A 2,934-nucleotide genomic window follows, 5' to 3' on the forward strand; every position below is an offset into this window, starting at 1 on the left:
CGCGTTTCGCGACGGCTCGTTCGGGCCTTTGACGGTGTTGTTCGAAGGACCTTGCGGGCTAGTCATGTTTCTTTCCTGAAGGTTCGATGTGATCCCACATCAGTCGCGGGTCGAATTGCATGGAGGCAAGCATGGTGAGAACCACCACGCAGCCAAACGCCAGTGCGCCCGGCCCCGGCGTGATGACGGCGAGTGAACCGAAGCGCACGAGCGCGACGGTAAGTGTCACGACAAAGACATCGAGCATTGACCAACGGCCGATTTTTTCGACGATCCGATACAACGTCGTGCGCTGGCGAGGACGCCACTTGGAGCCCGATTGGGTGGCCCAGGTGAGAAACGCCAGCGTGCCGAGCTTGAGCATCGGCACGAGAATACTGGCGATAAAAATGATCGCGGAGAGCGGATAGTCGCCATCGTTCCAGAACATCGCCACGCCGCTCATGATGGTGTCGTCTTCAGAACCAACGATCGACGACGTGTGCAGCACCGGATATAAATTCGCCGGGATGTACAGGATCGCGGCGGACAGCAACAACGCCCAAGTGCGCGCGACCGAGTCCGGATTTCGCCGATGCAGCGGCGATCCGCAACGCACGCAAAGCTGGCGTTCGACCGTGAACACGCGCTTTTGCACACGGTTGCACGCGTGGCAGGCAATCAGCCCGGCCTCCTTGGCCGTTGTGAATACCGGCTCGGGAGATCCGGAGGCGTCGGGGGCCTCAGGCGTGTCGGGGGTATCGGGCTTGTCGGTCATGGCTTTGTGGGTGGCGCGGCTGCGTCGGGGGGCGTCCCCTGCGGACCTTGTGGCGGACCTTGCGGCGGTGCGAACGGATGCAGCAAGTCGGATGATGGGCCGGAATGCGAAGTGGCCGCATAAGCTGATACCGAGCCGGACCGGAGGCCGCCGAAAGGCGTGTAACGCAACGGTCCGTGACCGCCAACACGCTCGGCGATTTCCCACAGCGCGCGCGGGTCGAAGGTGAGGATGACCGCGAACAGCAAGGTCAGCGCGCCGAATGCGAACAGGGCCGCCTCTGGAATAACGCGGGCGATGCTCACCATTTTCACCAGCGTGACGAGTATCCCAAGCATGAACACTTCGATCATTCCCCACGGCCGCACGAACTGAATCGCGCGCAGCACCTGACTGAAGCCGGCCGGAATGAAACCCGCGCGCAACGGCACGAGCAAATACAGCATGGCAACCAGTTCGGTCAGCGGAAAAAGGATGGTCGCGCAGAAAACCATGGTCGCGATCACTTCCATGTTCTCGCCCCACAACGCGACGATTGCACCAATCAGGGTCGTTTGCGACGTGATGCCGTTCGTTTCCAGTTCCACGATAGGAAAAGCCTGCGCGATCAAAAATGTAATCAGCGCGGCGAGCGTGATGGAGCAAAGCTTGTCCAGATTCGACGACACGCTCTGGTAGAGCGTGGCGCCGCAGCGCGTGCATTTCGCGGAACTGCGGGACGGCAGGGCGCGCTTATGAAACAGCGTGTCGCACTCGTGGCATGCGATCAGATCGTCTTCTTCCATAGGCGAAATACTGGGCTCGTACTGGCGTGTTGTTTTAGTGTCTTGAACGTCGTGGTTCTGGGGCGGCTGCATAAAAGAGCAAGGGCCGGGCCAGCGGGCATGGTAACAAACGGCGGGCTGCCACGCGGAAGAAGCGCGGAGACCTGACTTGCCGTGCCAACTGGCAAGGCGCAGCGGCGTAGGACCTTGCCGATGAGCGTATCTGGATTGGATCCCCGCCCAAATGGAATGGTTAGCGTGCGTGGTTCGTTAACTTGAACAAAAACCCGGAAAACCACCCCGGGTCACACGCCACTGATAACAGATTTGTAACGCGGGCGTGGATGGATCGGCAACTATTTCTTTATCGAAAAGCCGGTTTTTACTTGTTCGGGTAGGATGGCGGCCTTGAGACCTTGTCGTCGGGGTTATTGCGGATGCCGCGCAATACACCGCTTGGGTCAAGTCATCAATTGCGCACTTTTTCTGGTGGATCACGTATGGAACGCAGCCCGAATTTCGCCAGCTCCGATAGCTACAGCCGGACCGCGATCGGCCTTCACTGGCTGATCGCGCTGCTGATCGTATGCGGCTTCTATCTTGGCTGGATCATGACCGATATTCCCGGTTTCACGCCGACCAAGCTCAAGTATTTCTCCTGGCACAAATGGATTGGCGTGACGGTGTTCGCACTCGCCGTCGTGCGCGTGCTCTGGCGCACCACGCATAAGGCCCCGGCCATGCCGCGGCGCATCCCCACGTGGCAAAAAGGCGTCGCTCACCTCACGCACTTTCTGCTTTATGCACTAATGCTGGTGATTCCGATGTCGGGGTATCTGTATAGCTCGGCGGCTGGCATCCAGGTCGTGTATCTCGGGCTGGTGCCGTTGCCGACCATCATCGGACCGGATAACGCGCTGAAAGTCACACTGAAGATGGTCCACATTTACCTGAATTACACGTTGCTCGTGCTCGTCGTCATGCACGTGCTGGCTGCGTTGAAGCACCAATTCGTCGATCGTGACGGTTTGCTCGCACGCATGATCCCGTTCCTTCGATAAGCATCATCCGGTTCGCATTCATTGGAAATGAGGTGTAATTGATTCCTTGTTGTTGATAGCCAGTTTCCTCCGCATGGGTTGCGCGGGATTGCGTTTGACTTTTCAATAGCGGCTCAACCGGTTTTCCCGGTGGCCTCAGGACATACATGAAACACGCGAAATCTTCCCGTTGGTTGCTTGCAGGCGTATCCGCCGCATCGCTGGTCGTGACGGTTTCCGCCTTTGCTCAAGCCCAGGTCGACACGACCAAAAGCACGGTGACGGCGACATCGAAGCAAATGAACGTGCCGGTTGAAGGCAAGTTCAATAAGTTCACCGCGCAACTCGACTTCGATCCGGCCAAGCCGACGGC

Annotated in this window: 3 protein-coding genes and 1 pseudogene; 2 read left to right on the plus strand and 2 right to left on the minus strand. The window is 58.6% G+C overall.

The genetic code is table 11. From position 1 onward, the window contains the following. Window positions 1-58: 58 nt before the first annotated feature. Window positions 59-757, minus strand: coding sequence for a paraquat-inducible protein A (locus JWR14_RS35345; RefSeq protein ID WP_299718788.1), 699 nt, complete (start codon window positions 755-757; stop codon window positions 59-61). After that, a complete protein-coding gene (locus tag JWR14_RS35350) occupies window positions 754-1,542 on the minus strand; it encodes a paraquat-inducible protein A (RefSeq protein ID WP_299718790.1) in 789 nt (262 codons plus the stop codon). The genes JWR14_RS35345 and JWR14_RS35350 overlap by 4 nt, the downstream gene beginning before the upstream one ends. Before the next feature lie 479 nt (window positions 1,543-2,021). Here JWR14_RS35350 and JWR14_RS35355 point away from each other — a divergent pair, with 479 nt between their 5' ends. Then, window positions 2,022-2,582, plus strand: a complete 561-nt coding sequence (locus JWR14_RS35355; protein ID WP_299718792.1) for a cytochrome b — start codon at window positions 2,022-2,024, stop codon at window positions 2,580-2,582. 146 nt (window positions 2,583-2,728) lie between these two features. Beyond that, window positions 2,729-2,934 (plus strand): annotated as a pseudogene (locus JWR14_RS35360) (polyisoprenoid-binding protein); the annotation flags it as partial.

This window comes from Caballeronia sp. (assembly GCF_028292365.1).
In the GTDB taxonomy this organism is placed as follows: domain Bacteria; phylum Pseudomonadota; class Gammaproteobacteria; order Burkholderiales; family Burkholderiaceae; genus Caballeronia.

Coding starts and splice junctions, on each gene's coding strand:
- JWR14_RS35355 (WP_299718792.1), top strand. CDS start 2,022: ATGGAACGCAGCCCGAATTTCGCCAGCTCCGATAGCTACAGCCGGACC.
- JWR14_RS35350 (WP_299718790.1), bottom strand. CDS start 1,542: ATGGAAGAAGACGATCTGATCGCATGCCACGAGTGCGACACGCTGTTT.
- JWR14_RS35345 (WP_299718788.1), bottom strand. CDS start 757: ATGACCGACAAGCCCGATACCCCCGACACGCCTGAGGCCCCCGACGCC.